Annotated in this window: 14 protein-coding genes; 7 read left to right on the top strand and 7 right to left on the bottom strand. The window is 60.3% G+C overall.

All coding sequences use genetic code 11. From position 1 onward, the window contains the following. The first annotated feature begins 7 nt into the window (after positions 1-7). Positions 8-1,405: an MFS transporter gene (locus tag J3P88_RS03585; protein WP_434574016.1), complete on the top strand. Its 1,398-nt coding sequence runs from the start codon at positions 8-10 to the stop codon at positions 1,403-1,405. A 9-nt stretch (positions 1,406-1,414) separates the two neighbouring features. Continuing rightward, the gene (locus J3P88_RS03590; protein ID WP_003206078.1) at positions 1,415-1,936 is read left to right on the top strand and encodes a single-stranded DNA-binding protein; all 522 of its coding nucleotides are present in this window, start codon (positions 1,415-1,417) and stop codon (positions 1,934-1,936) included. Between the two features lie 126 nt (positions 1,937-2,062). Here J3P88_RS03590 and J3P88_RS03595 read toward each other — a convergent pair whose 3' ends face one another. Then, on the bottom strand, positions 2,063-3,130 hold the full coding sequence (locus J3P88_RS03595; protein WP_186707726.1) for a substrate-binding domain-containing protein: 1,068 nt from the start codon (positions 3,128-3,130) through the stop codon (positions 2,063-2,065). Between the two features lie 211 nt (positions 3,131-3,341). On the opposite strand from J3P88_RS03595, the gene J3P88_RS03600 reads away from it, so the two are divergent. Then, the gene (locus J3P88_RS03600; RefSeq protein WP_186707724.1) at positions 3,342-4,658 is read left to right on the top strand and encodes an MFS transporter; all 1,317 of its coding nucleotides are present in this window, start codon (positions 3,342-3,344) and stop codon (positions 4,656-4,658) included. Beyond that, on the top strand, positions 4,655-7,042 hold the full coding sequence (locus J3P88_RS03605) for a TIM-barrel domain-containing protein (protein WP_434574019.1): 2,388 nt from the start codon (positions 4,655-4,657) through the stop codon (positions 7,040-7,042). The genes J3P88_RS03600 and J3P88_RS03605 overlap by 4 nt, the downstream gene beginning before the upstream one ends. A gap of 72 nt (positions 7,043-7,114) precedes the next feature. Here J3P88_RS03605 and J3P88_RS03610 read toward each other — a convergent pair whose 3' ends face one another. Together J3P88_RS03610 and J3P88_RS03615 are read right to left on the bottom strand one after the other, a co-directional pair. Beyond that, a complete protein-coding gene (locus tag J3P88_RS03610) occupies positions 7,115-7,618 on the bottom strand; it encodes a hypothetical protein (RefSeq protein WP_434574021.1) in 504 nt (167 codons plus the stop codon). Between the two features lie 203 nt (positions 7,619-7,821). Then, complete coding sequence (locus J3P88_RS03615) at positions 7,822-8,379, bottom strand: cysteine hydrolase family protein (RefSeq protein ID WP_434574023.1); 558 nt, start codon at positions 8,377-8,379, stop codon at positions 7,822-7,824. 98 nt (positions 8,380-8,477) lie between these two features. Between J3P88_RS03615 and J3P88_RS03620 the strand changes: the two genes are divergently transcribed. The 3 genes from J3P88_RS03620 (at position 8,478) to J3P88_RS03630 (ending at position 11,661) form a co-directional block, all read left to right on the top strand. Next, the gene (locus tag J3P88_RS03620; protein ID WP_434574025.1) at positions 8,478-9,473 is read left to right on the top strand and encodes a GlxA family transcriptional regulator; all 996 of its coding nucleotides are present in this window, start codon (positions 8,478-8,480) and stop codon (positions 9,471-9,473) included. Between the two features lie 336 nt (positions 9,474-9,809). Then, positions 9,810-10,913, top strand: coding sequence for a DUF3182 family protein (locus J3P88_RS03625; RefSeq protein WP_186707713.1), 1,104 nt, complete (start codon positions 9,810-9,812; stop codon positions 10,911-10,913). Continuing rightward, the gene (locus tag J3P88_RS03630) at positions 10,903-11,661 is read left to right on the top strand and encodes an alpha/beta hydrolase family protein (protein ID WP_186707711.1); all 759 of its coding nucleotides are present in this window, start codon (positions 10,903-10,905) and stop codon (positions 11,659-11,661) included. The genes J3P88_RS03625 and J3P88_RS03630 overlap by 11 nt, the downstream gene beginning before the upstream one ends. Positions 11,662-11,820: 159 nt before the next feature. Here the strand turns inward: J3P88_RS03630 and J3P88_RS03635 are convergent, their stop codons facing one another. From J3P88_RS03635 to J3P88_RS03650, 4 genes are read right to left on the bottom strand one after another with little or no spacing between them, the layout of a single operon-like run. After that, positions 11,821-12,822 (bottom strand): lysylphosphatidylglycerol synthase domain-containing protein, encoded by a 1,002-nt coding sequence (locus J3P88_RS03635; protein ID WP_434574028.1) that lies wholly within the window; start codon positions 12,820-12,822, stop codon positions 11,821-11,823. Continuing rightward, positions 12,809-14,107 (bottom strand): cardiolipin synthase ClsB, encoded by a 1,299-nt coding sequence (gene clsB, locus J3P88_RS03640; RefSeq protein WP_434574030.1) that lies wholly within the window; start codon positions 14,105-14,107, stop codon positions 12,809-12,811. Before clsB ends, J3P88_RS03635 begins: the two co-directional genes overlap by 14 nt. After that, positions 14,104-14,916 carry an endonuclease/exonuclease/phosphatase family protein gene (locus tag J3P88_RS03645; RefSeq protein WP_434574032.1) on the bottom strand — a complete coding sequence of 271 codons (813 nt, stop codon included), beginning with the start codon at positions 14,914-14,916 and terminating at the stop codon, positions 14,104-14,106. The genes clsB and J3P88_RS03645 overlap by 4 nt, the downstream gene beginning before the upstream one ends. Next, positions 14,913-15,839 carry a DUF72 domain-containing protein gene (locus J3P88_RS03650; protein ID WP_434574034.1) on the bottom strand — a complete coding sequence of 309 codons (927 nt, stop codon included), beginning with the start codon at positions 15,837-15,839 and terminating at the stop codon, positions 14,913-14,915. The genes J3P88_RS03645 and J3P88_RS03650 overlap by 4 nt, the downstream gene beginning before the upstream one ends. Positions 15,840-15,864: the final 25 nt, after the last annotated feature.

Below are 15,864 nucleotides of genomic sequence, written 5' to 3' on the forward strand. Positions count from 1 at the left end.
TTTTTCCATGCAAGATCCCCACAGCGAACGCATGAATCGTGGCGAGACCCGCGCAGCGAGCGGCCTGGCCCTGGTGTTCGCCTTTCGTATGCTGGGCATGTTCATGGTGTTGCCGGTGCTGGCGACCTATGGCATGGACCTGGCGGGCGCGACGCCGGCCCTCATCGGCTTGGCGATCGGCGCCTATGGCCTGACCCAGGCGATCTTCCAGATCCCGTTCGGGATCATTTCCGACCGCATCGGCCGGCGCCCGGTCATCTACCTGGGGCTGATCGTCTTCGCCCTCGGCAGCGTGCTGGCGGCCAATGCCGACTCGATCTGGGGCGTGATCGCCGGACGCATCCTACAAGGCGCCGGGGCTATTTCCGCGGCCGTCATGGCGCTGCTGTCAGACTTGACCCGCGAACAACATCGCACCAAGGCCATGGCCATGATCGGCATGACCATTGGTCTGTCGTTCGCCGTGGCCATGGTGGTCGGCCCCTTGCTGACCCGTGCCTTTGGCTTGTCGGGCCTGTTCCTGGCGACCGGCGCCATGGCCCTGGTGGGAATCCTGATCGTGGCGTTCATGGTGCCGCGCGCCACCGGACCGCTGCAGCACCGCGAGTCGGGGGTGGCGCGCCAGGCACTGATCCCGACGCTCAAGCACCCGGACCTGTTGCGCTTGGACCTGGGCATCTTCGTGCTCCACGCCATGCTGATGTCCAGCTTCGTCGCCTTGCCGCTGGCCCTGGTCGAAAAAGCCGGCCTGCCCAAGGAGCAGCACTGGTGGGTCTACCTGACGGCGCTGGTGATTTCGTTCTTCGCCATGATTCCCTTCATCATCTATGGCGAGAAACGACGCAAAATGAAACGAGTTTTGCTCGGCGCCGTCGTGACGCTGATGCTCACTGAGCTATTCTTCTGGCAGTTCGGCGATAGCTTGCGAGCCTTGGTGATCGGCACGGTGGTGTTCTTCACCGCGTTCAATCTGCTGGAAGCATCGCTGCCGTCGCTGATCAGCAAGGTTTCACCGGCGGGCGGCAAGGGCACGGCGATGGGGGTCTACTCCACCAGCCAGTTCCTGGGCTCGGCGTTGGGCGGGATCCTCGGCGGCTGGTTGTTCCAGCATGGCGGTTTGTCGGTTGTGTTCCTGGGATGCGCCGCGCTGGCTGCACTTTGGCTGGCCTTTGCTGTTACCATGCGCGAACCTCCCTATGTGACGAGCCTGCGCTTGCCCTTATCGCCCGAGGCGATTCGTGAGGCTGGCCTGACCGAGCGTCTGAAGGCCGTCGTTGGAGTAACCGATGCAGTGGTGGTCGCCGACGAGGCGGCCGTATACATCAAACTGGACACCGAATTATTGGATCGCGCGACGCTCGAGCGCCTGGTGAACAACCCGGCCCCGACTACGTGCGAAGCCTAGGAGAACGTTATGGCCCGTGGGGTTAACAAAGTCATATTGGTCGGTACTTGCGGCCAGGATCCCGAAGTTCGCTACCTGCCGAACGGCAACGCCGTGACCAACCTGAGTCTGGCGACCAGCGAACAGTGGACCGACAAGCAGACTGGCCAGAAGGTCGAGAAGACCGAATGGCACCGCGTGTCGATGTTCGGCAAGGTGGCCGAGATTGCCGGCGAATACCTGCGCAAGGGTTCGCAGGTATACATTGAAGGCAAGCTGCAGACGCGCGAATGGGAAAAAGACGGCATCAAGCGCTACACCACCGAAATCGTGGTCGACATGCAAGGCACCATGCAGTTGCTCGGTGGCCGTCCGCAGGGCGACCAGCAGCAAGGTGGCAACAACTACCAGCAGTCGGCTCCGGCCCCACGTCAGCAGGCACCTCGTCCGCAGTCGGCGCCACAGCCACAACGCGAACGCCCGGCCCCACAACAGGCCGCGCCGCAGCCGGCTCCGGATTTCGACAGCTTTGATGACGATATTCCGTTCTGATCTGCCTAGGATTCAGTGGTATTGGTCGATGAGGCTCCTCACTCGCTGATACTTCAAGTTCGAAAAAACCCTCTTCGCTGCAAAGCCTGGAGGGTTTTTTTCGTTCTGTGCAAAGCCGCGAATCAATCAGTCATAAATAATTTTCTGATAGACAGGCATTTGCTTGGCGCTGTGCTTGATGCGCCGCACTGAGCTGCCGGTGATGAGTTGCCCACCGAGAAGAAGATTGCCACAAGGCGATCGCGGTTCGAAAAGCTGCTGCCTCAAGACCCTTATCGCTTCTGCGCCCAATTCATCGCGGGGCACGTGAAGCGTGGTGAGCGGTATATCGTTGATGTCCGCCAGGTTGAAACCGTCCATGCTCATCACTGAAACATCCTGGGGAACCCTCAAGCCAGCATTCTGGAGCGCTTTAACGGCCCCGGCTGCCATGAAGTCACCCCCGGCCAGGATGGCAGTCGGTCGGTCGTCAGGTGCGCAGTTTTCCATGAAGGCCGCTACCCGCGCTTCGGATTCAGCACTGCCGAAACCCTCGGCAACCAATAGGTGTTTGGCTTCGATAAAATCGAGATTTTGCTCCTTCCATGCCTCACGAATTCCACGTATCCGCAGATCCATCGTGTACCGCCTGAGGCATTGGAGAGTCAGTACATTTCGGTGCCCCATCTGAAACAGATAATTGATCGAATAATGACCGATCAAAAAGTGGTCGGGCGATATCGAGGGCAGGCGCATGCTGCGATCGATGCAGTTGATCAGCACCGTCGGCTTGCTGAGATCGGCCGCCAGTTGGTGTATGTGGGGATCATCGATGCCAATCAGAATCGCCGCACCGGTGTCCTTCTGATTCATCTTCTCCAAAAACAACAATGCGTCGCTATCGACCTCTTCAAGCTCGCAGTAGCGGACTCGTACATCATGTTGCGCGACCGCCTGTGTAATGCCCTGGATAACTTTGTAGTAAAAAATATCCGAGCGTACGTTGAAGGCCCGCGAGGGCGCGAAGATGGTCAGCCCGTTGAGCAGGAAACGACCATTGGCGAGGCCCTCCATCACGCCCTGTTGACGAGCCGCCGCCAGCACTTTCTCTCTCGTGGCCGGGCGGGTATTTGATTTGCCAGCAAGCACCCGCGACACCGTCGCGATGGACAGGCCCGTCTGTGCCGCTATTTCAGCAATGCGTAGTTTCGCCACCGCGGCTTATCCATTGAGACAATTTATGTAAAAGCTTTCATAGCAGAAAAGGGCCATCAATCCTAGCGTGTTTGGGTTTCTGAGAAGCAGTGCAAGAGCAGAATGTAAATTTATACAGGCTTGCTTCTGTACGAGTCCTGGGCAGTTGCCATAGCGTCAAGCCTCAAATAAAAACAAAACGCCGGAAAATCCGGCGACAGGCGAAGAATTGATGACTATCGATATCGAACGCAACGCTCGACTTTCGGCCAAGCTAAAGTTCATCCCGCATCTGCGTTGGTGGATGCTCTCGCTGTTTTTACTCGGCGTCACCGTCAACTACATAACCCGCAATTCATTAGGCATCCTGGCGCCCGAACTGAAAACCACCTTCAGCATGTCGACTGAACAGTACTCATGGGTGGTCGCCTCGTTTCAACTTGCCTATACCGTTTTCCAACCCATCTGCGGGTGGCTGATCGATGCGATCGGGCTCAAGCTCGGCTTCGTGATATGCGCCATCGTATGGTCAGTGATGTGCCTTCTCCATGCAGGGGCAGCGAGTTGGGTCCATCTGGCGATTCTGCGTTTTTTCATGGGCGCTTCGGAGGCAGCGGCTACGCCTGCCAATGCCAAGGCGATAGGGGACTGGTTTCCAAAAAAGGAACGACCTATCGCCGCGGGTTGGGCGGGGGTTGGTTTTTCCCTGGGGGCGATGCTCGCCCCTCCCATCATCTATCTGGCTCATGTAAGCCTGGGCTGGCAGGGCGCATTTCTGATTTCCGGGGGGATCGGCCTGATATGGGCCGCCGTCTGGGGATGGCTCTACCACGCCCCCAATATCCACCCGCGCTTGTCGCCCAATGAGTTGGAGCACATCCAACAAGACGGCGAAAAAATCGGCCAGCAAATGCCATTTTTCAAAGCGTTGAAAAAGATTGGTCGGGACAAGCGATTTTACGGTATCGCGCTTCCCGCCTTCATGGCGGAACCGGCATGGGCGGTCATGAGTTTTTGGGTGCCGCTGTATCTGGCCAACGAAAGAGGAATGGACCTCAAGCAAATCGTACTGTTTGCCTGGGTTCCGTTTCTGGCGGCGGATCTGGGCAGTATCGCCAGCGGTTATCTCTCACGCGCTTACCATCGGTTTTTCAAGTGCACCCGGGTGAACTCGATCGTCGCCAGTTCAATCACCGGCGCGTTCCTGATGTTTTCGTTAGCCGTGATGACTCAGGTAAAAGACCCCTATGTTGCGATTGCGCTTATTTCCGTCGGCGGTTTTGGCCACCAGATTATTTCCTGCATGTTAAGCGCACTGGTTGTCGAAACGTTTGATCGGGATGAGTTGGCGACGGTGAACGGAATGCGAGGTTCATGCGCCTGGATTGCCAGCTTTATTTTCTCGCTGATCATCGGTGTCAGCGTGGACAAAATAGGATTCAACCCATTGTTCATTGCGATGGGGCTCTTTGACTTTATAGGTGCATTTTTCATGATTTTGTTTATCGCCGACAGAGTGTCCAAACCTAAAGCGGTGCGTGCCCAATGAAGTCACTTAAAGTCTGGACGTTGCAGGCCCAGGAAAAAGGCTACATCGAGCTCCTGGTCGAGGGCCGACATCTCTTCAGAATCTATATCCTCGAAGACGGTTTGGCGCGTGTCCTGCTCATGCGCGCAGGCGCCTTGGCATTGGATCGGACCTGGAGCATTGCGCCCCGGGAGGACGTCGCCTGGGAGGGCCGGCCCCGCGAGTCGGTAGCGGATTTCTCTTTGCCCACGTATCGGGTCGAAGCGTTCCAGGACCGGTTGGTACTGACGACTAAAAAACTGCGTATCACGGTAAATCGTCCGCTGTGGTTGCAGTGGGAATACCACGATGGCCAGTGCTGGAGGCCATTGGTCTCGGATCGGCCCACCGGTGCCTATGCGCTTGACGCTCATGGTGAAGGCCTGGAGCACTACCAGCTGCGCGCGCCTGAACATCGCTACTACGGGCTCGGCGAAAAAACCGGCGATTTGAATCGCGCCGGCAAACGTTTTGAAATGCGTAACCTGGATGCAATGGGGTATGACGCTGCGAGCACCGACCCGCTGTACAAGCATATTCCCTTTGTCATCACGCACCAGGAACACGCCAGCTTCGGGATGTTTTATGACAACCTGAACACCAGCCTGTTTGACCTGGGGAACGAGCTGGATAACTATCACCGACCCTATCGTCGGTACAAGGCGGATGCCGGTGACCTCGACTACTGGGTCCTTGCAGGCCCGCGCATACTGGATGTGACAAAGGCGTTCGTTCGCCTGACCGGCCGCACCTTGTTCCTGCCTAAATGGAGCCTGGGCTACAGCGGCTCGACCATGCATTACACCGATGCTGAAAACGCCCAGGAACAGTTGCTGGAGTTTCTTGACCTGTGCCGTCAGCACGATATTCCCTGTGACTCTTTCCAACTGTCATCCGGGTACACCTCCATTGGCGAAAAACGCTATGTGTTCAACTGGAACCATGAAAAAGTCCCGGACCCCAAGGCGCTTGCCCAGGCCTACCGCGATGCCGGTGTCAGGCTGATTGCCAACATTAAGCCTTGTCTGCTGCAGGACCATCCGCGCTACGCCGAGGTGGCCAGGCAAAAGATGTTCATCCGCGACTCTGAACACGACACGCCGGAGCGGTCGGTGTTCTGGGACGATGAGGGCTCGCATCTGGACTTCACCAACCCGGACGCTGTCAGTTGGTGGCAGTCAAATGTCACCTCACAGCTTCTGGAACTGGGCATCGAATGCACCTGGAACGACAACAATGAATTCGAGGTGTGGGACGGTGAGGCACGTTGCCAAGGCTTCGGGCGCGAGATAGCGATCAAACATATCCGGCCCGTCATGGCATTGCTGATGATGAGAGCGTCTCTAGAGGCACAACAGCGGTTTTCGCCATCGGAACGGCCCTACCTCATCTCACGCTCAGGGTGCGCCGGCATGCAGCGTTATGTTCAGACGTGGAGCGGTGATAACCGAACCAACTGGCAAACACTGCGCTACAACACCCGCATGGGCCTGGGCATGAGCCTGTCGGGGTTGTACAACGTGGGGCACGATGTCGGTGGGTTTTCCGGCAATAAACCGGATCCTGAGCTGTTTGTCCGTTGGGTCCAGAATGGTGTGATGCATCCGCGCTTCACCATTCACTCCTGGAACGATGATGGCACGGTCAATGAGCCCTGGATGCATCCAGCGGTCACCGATGCGGTCCGTGACGCGATCAGGCTCAGATATCGGTTGATGCCTTATTTCTACACCTTGCTGTGGCAAGCCAGTCACGCAGACGAGCCCATTTTGCGGCCTACGTTTCTTGACCACGAGCATGACCCTCAAACGTTCAAGGAAAACGACGAATTCATGCTTGGGCGAGACATCCTCGTCGCCAGCGTTGTGGCGGAAGGCGCACGCGAACGCGAGGTTTGGCTACCCCTGAATGCGACAGGATGGTGCGACTGGCATACCGGTGACTGGTACGAAGGCGGCCAACATGTTGTCCTGGATGCGCCTTTGGAACGGTTGCCCTTGTTGGTGCGAGGGGGCGCTGCGATACCGAGCGGTGAATGCCACAAGCTTAACGACCCCTCGCTTGATCGGCGTCGCGAGCTGGTGGTTTTCCCTGCACCTTCAGGCGCCTCCAGCGGTGTGTTGTTTGAAGACGACGGCATCAGTCATGACTGGAAAAATGGAAACTGCCTCGTTATCAAATGGACCCTTGAATATGGCCCGGACTTCATTGATTTGACGATCGCCAAGACGGGGGATTTTCGTCCGGCGTGGGAGCAGCTTGAGGTGTCCTTGAAGGGCGTGGATGCGAGAGCCTTGAGAATCAATGGCCGTAGCGGCTGCGATTTGAAATTGGCCGATATTCCGGAGCATCGACCACTTCATTGATTCGCTGGTAAGTCTTGCCCTCCCCAGTCCAGGAGGGCAAATCCAGGAGCTCACAAGTCCAGATCCAGGAGCTCACAAGTCCAGATCCAATAGCTCCTGCATCCTCTCGCCAATCGACTGCGTCAGCCACGTGGCATGGAACGCCATTTCCGCCACCGTGATGTCCGTCCGAAACCGAAGCGAAATCGGTTTGCCATCGGCTCCGGTGTAGCCGACATCAAAGTGATTCACGTTGGCAAAAGTGGTCAAGGTGTAGGGCTTGATGTAATGGATATCGCTGTAGGGGACGCTTTCTTCGGTGCTTTGCCGGGCAGGGCGGCGCTGGGTGAAGGTGAGGCGTTGCTGGCGTTCGTCGAAGCAGAACCCAAGGACTTCGGGCCCGGATGCCAGCCATTTGATCACGCAGACGGCCGCGAACGCACTGATGAACATGAGCGCGATAACCAGCGGTTCCATAATGACCTGCTTGTGAATCGGCGACAGGCCTTCGACCTTGAACAGCATCAGGGTAAACACTGCCAGCCAATAGACGGGCAGGGCCAGCAACATCCCCGCAGCGTAAATCATGGTCCCCATGAATCCCGGCCTGGACACGTCGCTTGAGCAATCCCACGTGGGCGGGTGCCGTGGCGCTGAGGTAGCGATCGGGAAGGGCGATTCGACCAGGCGCGGCGGGCGTCTGCGTTTCATGCGGCTGGCTCTTGGGAAAATACCCGGCCATTCTCGTCGTAACGACTCGCACACGCCTAGTCATTTTCGCTTGCTGTTTATGGCTGCGCCTACGCCTGGCTGTCGCTCAGGAATTGCTCGGTACTCACCACACTCGCATAAGCAAACCCCAGCGCCGACATAAACGCCGCGTGCACGTGGGCGGCCGGGACCACAACGCCGTTGAATTCCAGATCAAGGGTCGCGCAGGCATCATGGATCACCGTGACGCCGTAACCCAGGTCCGCCGCCGCCCGCACGATGCCATCGACGCACATGTGGCTCATGCTGCCGACCACCACCAGTTGCTCGACGCCGTGTTGTTCAAGGAGGGCTTGCAGTTCGGTTTCGCGAAACGAATTGACGAAGTGCTTGAGGACCACCGGTTCGTCGGCATGGTTGAGCACCTTGGGGTGCAACTGTGCGCCTTCGGAGCCTGGGGTGAAGAAGGGCGCGTCGTCGGAAGTGAATTCGTGGCGGATGTGCACCACGCTGTTTCCGGCCTGGCGAAAGGCTTCGATCAGCCGCGCGGCGTTATCGGCGGCGGCGTCGGCACCGACCAGTGGCCATTTTCCCTGGGGGAAGTAGTCGTTCTGGATATCGACTACGATGAGCGCTTGCTTGGACATGAGGGCTTCCTCGATCAGGTTGGGTAGGGCGCCAGTATTGGCGTTTACCACCGGGTCGAGGATTGGCCGCAACGACAATAAGCGAGGGAAAACTGACAATGACGCAGCAAAGGGCAGTTGCCGAGCTTGGGGTGCTCATCTACCCCGGCGCGCAAATGGCGGCGGTGCATGGCTTGACCGACCTGTTCGCCGTGGCCCAGCGGATCGCGGCCGAGCAGGCCAGTGCACCATTGCCACGGCTGCGGGTCAGTCACTGGCAGACCGACAATGGCGAGGCGCCGCGGCGGGTCTTCGACAGCGAAACCGGTCCGGTGGGCCCGTTGGTTGCGTTGCTGATCCCGCCATCCATCGCCGGTTTCGATGAAGGCGTGGCGACGCCGGCGCTGATGGATTGGCTGCGTGCACAACATGCGGGTGGCACCGTCCTCGGCGGTGTGTGTGTCGGCTCGATCCTGTTGGCCGAGAGCGGCTTGCTCGACGGGCGCAGCGCCACCACTCATTGGACATCGGCCAAGAATTTCGCTGCCCGTTACCCGAAGATCAAGCTCAACGCCGACAAACCCATCGTCGACGACGGCGATCTGATCACCACCGCCGGGCTGATGGCCTGGTCGGAACTGGGGCTGCGCCTGGTGGACCGCCTGCTCGGGCCCAGCATCGCTACGCGCACGGCACAGTTCCTGGTGATCGAACACAGCGACAGCGCGAGCCAGTGCGGCAGTAACTTCGCGCCCATCCTTGGCCATGGCGACGGGGCGATTCTCAAGGTCCAGCATTGGTTGCAAGGCAACGGCGCGGTGGAGGTTTCCCTCGGGGCGATGGCCGAACGGGCCGGACTGGAAGAGCGCACCTTCCTGCGCCGCTTCCGTGCCGCCACCGGGCTCAAGCCCACCGAATACTGCCAGCACCTGCGGGTTGGCAAGGCCCGGGAAATGCTGGAGTTCACCAACGGCACCATCGACCACATCGCTTGGACCGTCGGCTACCAGGACCCCAGCGCCTTTCGTGCGACGTTCAGGAAAATCACTGGATTGGCGCCGAGCGATTACCGGGCGCGGTTTGGGGTAAATCCGCCGAACGCTCCCAAGGGCTGACACTGAACCCTTTGTGGCGAGGGAGCTTGCTCCCGCTGGGGTGCGAAGCGCCCCCCCAAAGGAACTCACCGCGGTGTGTCAGTTGATATATTGGGGCTGCTGCGCAGCCCAGCGGGAGCAAGCTCCCTCGCCACAGGTTGGAGGCTGTGGCTGCAGGCTGGCATCGTGCAATTTGCGGGATGCCTGCCATGGGTCGTGCAGAATGAAACAGGCCAGGTGCTATCAATTGCGCACAATGCGCCCGCTTGGCTGACACTCATCGCTCATGTCACCGTTGGCCTGATCTCTGCACCTTCCCTTTTCTCAAGCCATCGAGCGCAGGAAAAAGGGCACCGCATGACATCAGTCAATCGCAACAAACGGGTCGTGGCCTATTCGGTCAATCCACAAGCGCCGCGTCATGAAGTCGAGACCAACCGTGCACTGGCCCAGTGGCTGGCACAGATCCTGGGATGGGAATGCGGCGACCGTCATGATTCCCAGGCCGGTCATGATCTATATCTGTTGCCCACACAAACCCTGATCGGCCCTGAAGCCTTGATGCGCCTGGGGATCAAGGGGCCGGAGGATGTGTGGGGAGGGTACGTCGAGCACGATTTTATCTGCACCAAGGCGATTACCCACGGTCTGTTGAATAAGGACGCTGTGGCGCCCAAAGGCTGGTCGCCCCTGTTTGCCAAGCTCACCCGCGGCGCGGTGCTTGATGGTGTGACCGTCTTTTCCCTCAAGGATGCGCGTCCGGCCGCCGAACATTTGCTCTACACCGGGCCGATCCGCCTCAAGCCGATCCACGCCTGTGCCGGGCGTGGCCAACGGCTGATCAAGAGCCTGGCGCAGTTCGATGAAATCGTCGCCGATCCTGACGCCCAGGCGCTGTTTCGCGAAGGGGTGGTGCTGGAACAGCACCTCAACGAGGTCAAGACCCAGAGCGTCGGCCAGAGCTTCATCAACGGCAAGGTCATGAGCTATTGCGGCGTGCAGCACCTGACCCACGACAGCCAAGGGCTGGAGGTTTATGGCGGGTCGGACCTGCTGGTGGTGCAGGGCGGCTATATAGAGTTGCTCAGGCTCGAACTGCCCGACGATGTGCGCGAGGCGGTGCGCCTGGCACAAGTGTTCGATGACGCCGCCAACCAGGCCTACCCGAGCTTTTTTGCGTCGCGGCGCAACTACGACATCGCCCAAGGCCTGGATGCCGCCGGCCAGCCCCGTGGCGGTGTGCTGGAACAATCCTGGCGCATGGGCGGGGCCAGCAGCGCCGAGCTGGCGGCCTTGCAGGTGTTCGTCGAAACGCCTGAAACCAGCGCGGTGCGGGTGTCCTCGGTGGAGACCTACCGCGACCAACCGCTGCCGACCGGTGCCAGGGAGGTGTATCGCGGCGCGGCGGAAAACGGTGATTTCCTACTCAAATACGTAACGGTTCAATCCTATGACGGCTAGAAGCGAAACGATCCAGATTGCAATTGATGACGAGCATATGAACGGGACCTTCCTCAGCCCCAAGTCGAAGGTCCCTGGCGTGTTGTTTGTACACGGTTGGGGCGGCAGCCAGGAACGGGACCTGGAACGGGCCAAAGGCATCGCCGGCCTCGGCTGCGTGTGCCTGACCTTCGACTTGCGCGGGCACACCGGCGGGGCGGGGATTCCCTTGTCCCGAGTCACCCGCGAGGACAACCTGCGGGATCTGTTGGCGGCATACGACCGCTTGCTCGCCCATCCGGGCTTGGACACGTCGGCGATTGCCGTGGTGGGTACCAGTTATGGCGGTTACCTGGCCTCGATCCTGACGTCGCTGCGCCCTGTGCGCTGGCTCGCCCTGCGGGTGCCGGCGCTGTACCGCGACGAGCAGTGGCACACCCCCAAGCGCGACCTGGACAAGACCGACCTGCTGGATTACCGCAGCACCCTGGTGCACGCCAGCACCAATCGCGCCTTGCAGGCGTGTTCGCAGTTCACCGGTGATGTGTTGCTGGTGGAATCCGAGACCGATACCTACGTGCCCCATGCCACGATCATGAGTTATCGAGCGGCGTGCCAGCAGACCCATTCATTGACGCACCGGATCATCGACGGCGCCGACCATGCCTTGAGCGACCCCGTGTCACAACAGGCTTACACCTCGATCCTGGTGGACTGGATCACGGAAATGGTGGTGGGAGAGCGGTTGAGCATTATTCAGGCGCGGTGATCGGGGGGGTGTATCGTCTGTGTGGGCCTCTTCGCGAGCAAGCCCGCTCCCACACTGGATCTACGAGAAACAAAAAATTTGTACCCAGCACAAATCCCTGTGGGAGCGGGCTTGCTCGCGAAGGGGCCCGCACAAGCAACTCATCATTCAGGCGACCCATCACTTGAGCCCAGGCTTGACCCGCAACGCCTTGGCCTTCGCTTCGATCACCAAATACATCACCACCGTAATCAGCAACGGCAGGATGAAGTAGATCGCCCGGTAGGCAATCAACCCCGCCAGCAGGCTGCCCCGCGACACCTCGTGTTGCAGCAGGGCGACGAACACCGCCTCCAACACCCCGAGCCCCGCCGGAATATGAGTGATGACCCCGGCAATGCTGCTGATCAGTAACACCCCGAGTACCACCGGGTAATCCAGTTTGCTGGGCAGCAACGTGAAGATTACCGCCGCCATCAGCGACCAGTTCAGCGCGCCCAAGGCCAGTTGCAGCACCGCCATGCGTGGCGACGGCAGGTTGATTTCCATGCCGCGCACGGTCCAGGCCCGACGCTTGGAAAACCGACAGGCCGCCAGGTACGCGGCACTTGCCAGCAATAACAGCACGCCCACGCCTTGCAGTGCAGTGCTGCTGAGTTTCCAGCCCGGCGGCATCGTCACCAGGCCGCTGCTGAACACCACCCCGGCCAGGGTCATGTAGCCGAACCAATTGGTGGCCAGGCTCAGGCCGAGGATCTTGGCGATGTTCCCGCTACTGACCCCCAGTCGCGAATACAGCCGGTAACGCATGGCGATGCCGCCGACCCAGGCGCTGAGGTTGAGGTTGAAGGCGTAGCTGATCACCCCCACCGGCAGGATCTGCCGCCAACCGAGTTTCTGGCGGATGTAGGTGCGGCCGATCAGGTCGAAGCAGGCATAGGTGATGAAACTGGTGATGGTCAGCGCGGCGGCGATGATCAAGGTGCGCACCTTGAAATCGGCCAGGGTGGCAAACACTTCGGACCAGTCGATGCGCCGGGCCAAGGCTGTGAACAGCACGATCAGCAGCAGGAAGAACGCCAGGGTCAGCGGGCGTTTCCAGCGACTCCAGCGGGATTTGGGCTTGGCCTGCTCCGGCGCATGGGCATCCCTCGGCGCGGTGTGCGCTTCAGAGTGGTTCATGGGGTTCGCTCCGGACCGCCGTTGGCGGTGAAAAAGGTTTCAGACGCGGTTTGTGAGCCGGCAACCAGCCGGCCCAGGCCGGGAAATGACGCAGAAAGTGGAACACCATGAAACCGATGGTCATGCGCCACAGCAGGCCCCGGGGTGCATGGTTTTCGGGCATGGCGGTGCAGTGTTCGCGGCTCAGGTGATCGAGGCGCTCGAACAGCTCGCGGTTGAACGCCCGGTCGCGGATCAGCACGTTGGCTTCCAGGTTCAGCGACAGGCTCAACGGGTCGAGGTTGCTCGAGCCGACGGTGCTCCAGTCCTCATCCACCAGGGCGACCTTGCCGTGCAGCGGCCGCTCGCAATATTCGTAAATTGTCACGCCAGCCTTGAGCAGATAGTCATAAAGCATCCGCGCCGCGAGCTTGGCGATCATCATGTCCGGCTGCCCTTGCAGGATCAGCCGCACCTCCACCCCGCGCCGGGAGGCATTGCGGATCTCGCGCAGCAACCGGTAGCCGGGGAAGAAATAGGCATTGGCGATCACCACCCGCCGTTTGGCGCTGCGCAGCACTTGTTGGTAGACCTCTTCGATGTCGGTCTGGTGCTCGTGGTTGTCCCGGTAGACCAGGCGCACCTGGCCGTCATGGTCGCTGAACGCCAGCTCGTTGCGCCGGCTGCGGCGGCGTTGCCACCAATACTTGGCCCGGGCGGGCCGGCCGCTCTGCAACAGCGCGAAGTGATGGATATCCACCACCGCCGGGCCTTTGACCTCCACGGAATAATCCTGCTTGGCCTCGGGGCCGAAATCCCCCAGGTGGTCGGCGGAAAAATTGATCCCGCCGATGAACGCAATCACCCCGTCCACCACCACGATCTTGCGGTGCAGGCGACGGAACCAGTTGGTGCGGATCCCCAAGTGCCGGGGCGCCGGGTCGAACATCTGCAAGCGCACCCCGGCGTCGCTCAACGACGCCAGGAACTCGGTGGTCAGCTCACCGCAGCCGAAGCCGTCGAGGTTGACGGTGATCCGCACGCCGCGTCGGGCCGCATCCACCAGCAGATCCCGCAGTTCACAGCCGACCTTGTCCTCGAAGAGAATGAAGGTCTCAAGGAGGATTTCTTCCTGGGCACGGCGAATCGCCTCGAACACCCGTGGGAAATATTCCTCGCCATTTTCCAGCAGGATGACGCGGTTGTTGCCGTGCCAGCCGTATTCGATGTCGGCCAGCGCCGGGTTGCGTTCGGTCGGCGGCACCTCGATCTTTTCCATCGTCGCCTTGTTCATCGTCGCGCTCATAATTCGATCTCCACCGACAGCGGTGCGTGGTCGGAAAGGTGCGACCAGGGGCGTACATTCAATACCTTGGCGTGATGGGCCTTGAGGTTGCGCACATAGATGCGGTCCAGGCGCAGGATCGGCAGGCGTGCCGGGAAACTGCGGGCCGGTTTGCCCCACTGTTCGGCGAATACCTCTCGCAGGCCACAGGGTTGGAGCAGGTCGTTGGCCTTGCCGCGCCAGTCGTTGAAGTCGCCGGCGACAATCACCGGCGCGTCGGACGGCAATTCGCTCAGGCGCTGGCAAAGCAGTTTCAATTGCTCGACGCGATGGCCTTCGCGCAACCCCAGGTGCACGCAAATGGCATGCACCTCCTGCCCTTCGCCGCCTGGCAGGCGCAACACGCTGTGGAGCATGCCGCGGCTTTCGTGGCCGCTGATGGACACGTCGAGATTCTCGTGGCGAATGATCTGGAATTTCGACAGCAGCGCATTACCGTGGTCGCCCGCCGGGTATACCGCATTGCGTCCGTAAGCGAACTGCGGCCAGAGGGTGTCGGCGAGGAATTCGTATTGCGGCATGCTCGGCCAGTTGCTGTAACGCTGGGGATGGTGCTCGTGGGTGCCGTGGACTTCCTGCAGGAACACCACGTCGGCGGAGACACTGCGCACCGCTTCGCGCAGCTCCGGCAGGATGAAGCGCCGGTTCAAGGCCGTGAAACCCTTGTGGGTATTGACCGTCAGCACGGTGAAACGGCTGACCGGGTCGAGATCGTGGGGCCGTTGTTGGGTCGGCTCATGGGTCGCTTCGCTGTGTTCTGGACGGTTCATGGCAGCACCCCTTCGGCCGGACGCTCGCCGGGCGCGGTGGCGAGGTCCTTGTCCAGATGGAAGCGCTCCAGCAGATGACGTGCGTCGTAGGGCGCGCGGACTTTGATGTCGTTGTCGAAATAGCAGAACACTTCCCGGCTCTTGCGTGCCCGGGGTTTCTTGTCCGGGTCGATCAGGTGCGCATCGCTCGGCTGCTTGCCGTGGCTCCAGGCCTCGATCCGGTCGCCCCAGCGCTTCAACGCCTCGTCGGTGTAGCCGCTGGCGTACAGCTCCTCGGCGCCGTGCAGGCGCAGGTAGACGAAATCGCTGGTGACGTCTTCGCGATAGGGCCATTTACCGGCGGTGTCGGCGACCACCAGGGCCACGTCGTAGCGCTTGAGCAACGTGACGAAGTGCGGGTCGATAAAGCTTTCGTGGCGGATCTCCACGGCGTGGCGCAGTGGGCGTTTCTTATCCGTCTCGGTGCTGGCGTGGCCGTCCAGGCGCGGCTCGTGCTCTCGGGCCAGGGCGGCGGCGCCTTCGGTGTCGTGGGGCAGTTGCTTGAGAAAGTCCTCGAACAGCCCAGGGTCGAATTTGAAGCTGGGCGGGAACTGCCAGAGGATCGCCCCCAGTTTTTCCTTGAGCTCCAGCACACCGGAGGCGAAGAAGTTGGCCAACGGCTTGCGAATGTCCCGCAGGCGCTTGATGTGGGTGATGAAACGCGGGGCCTTGACGCTGAACACGAAGCCGGGTGGGGTCTCGGCATACCATTGGGCATACCGTTCGGGGCGTTGCAGGGCGTAGAACGATCCATTGATTTCGATACTGTTGACCGCTCGCGAGGCGAATTGCAATTCCCGTTTCTGGGTCAGCCCCTTGGGGTAGAAGTCCCCCCGCCAAGGCGTGTAGCGCCAGCCGGAAATACCAATGTGGATCGCCGTCATGTATCCCTCCCCGTGCCAATGACCT

The organism is Pseudomonas sp. Z3-6 (assembly GCF_051131985.1).
Lineage (GTDB): Bacteria > Pseudomonadota > Gammaproteobacteria > Pseudomonadales > Pseudomonadaceae > Aquipseudomonas > Aquipseudomonas zanjanensis.

Excerpts from the sequence above, each read along its gene's own strand:
- J3P88_RS03630 (WP_186707711.1), top strand. The coding sequence starts at position 10,903 with ATGACGGCTAGAAGCGAAACGATCCAGATTGCAATTGATGACGAGCAT.
- J3P88_RS03585 (WP_434574016.1), top strand. The coding sequence starts at position 8 with ATGCAAGATCCCCACAGCGAACGCATGAATCGTGGCGAGACCCGCGCA.
- clsB (WP_434574030.1), bottom strand. The coding sequence starts at position 14,107 with ATGAGCGCGACGATGAACAAGGCGACGATGGAAAAGATCGAGGTGCCG.
- J3P88_RS03645 (WP_434574032.1), bottom strand. The coding sequence starts at position 14,916 with ATGAACCGTCCAGAACACAGCGAAGCGACCCATGAGCCGACCCAACAA.
- J3P88_RS03635 (WP_434574028.1), bottom strand. The coding sequence starts at position 12,822 with ATGAACCACTCTGAAGCGCACACCGCGCCGAGGGATGCCCATGCGCCG.
- J3P88_RS03590 (WP_003206078.1), top strand. The coding sequence starts at position 1,415 with ATGGCCCGTGGGGTTAACAAAGTCATATTGGTCGGTACTTGCGGCCAG.
- J3P88_RS03625 (WP_186707713.1), top strand. The coding sequence starts at position 9,810 with ATGACATCAGTCAATCGCAACAAACGGGTCGTGGCCTATTCGGTCAAT.
- J3P88_RS03600 (WP_186707724.1), top strand. The coding sequence starts at position 3,342 with ATGACTATCGATATCGAACGCAACGCTCGACTTTCGGCCAAGCTAAAG.
- J3P88_RS03615 (WP_434574023.1), bottom strand. The coding sequence starts at position 8,379 with ATGTCCAAGCAAGCGCTCATCGTAGTCGATATCCAGAACGACTACTTC.
- J3P88_RS03605 (WP_434574019.1), top strand. The coding sequence starts at position 4,655 with ATGAAGTCACTTAAAGTCTGGACGTTGCAGGCCCAGGAAAAAGGCTAC.
- J3P88_RS03620 (WP_434574025.1), top strand. The coding sequence starts at position 8,478 with ATGACGCAGCAAAGGGCAGTTGCCGAGCTTGGGGTGCTCATCTACCCC.
- J3P88_RS03650 (WP_434574034.1), bottom strand. The coding sequence starts at position 15,839 with ATGACGGCGATCCACATTGGTATTTCCGGCTGGCGCTACACGCCTTGG.
- J3P88_RS03610 (WP_434574021.1), bottom strand. The coding sequence starts at position 7,618 with ATGGGGACCATGATTTACGCTGCGGGGATGTTGCTGGCCCTGCCCGTC.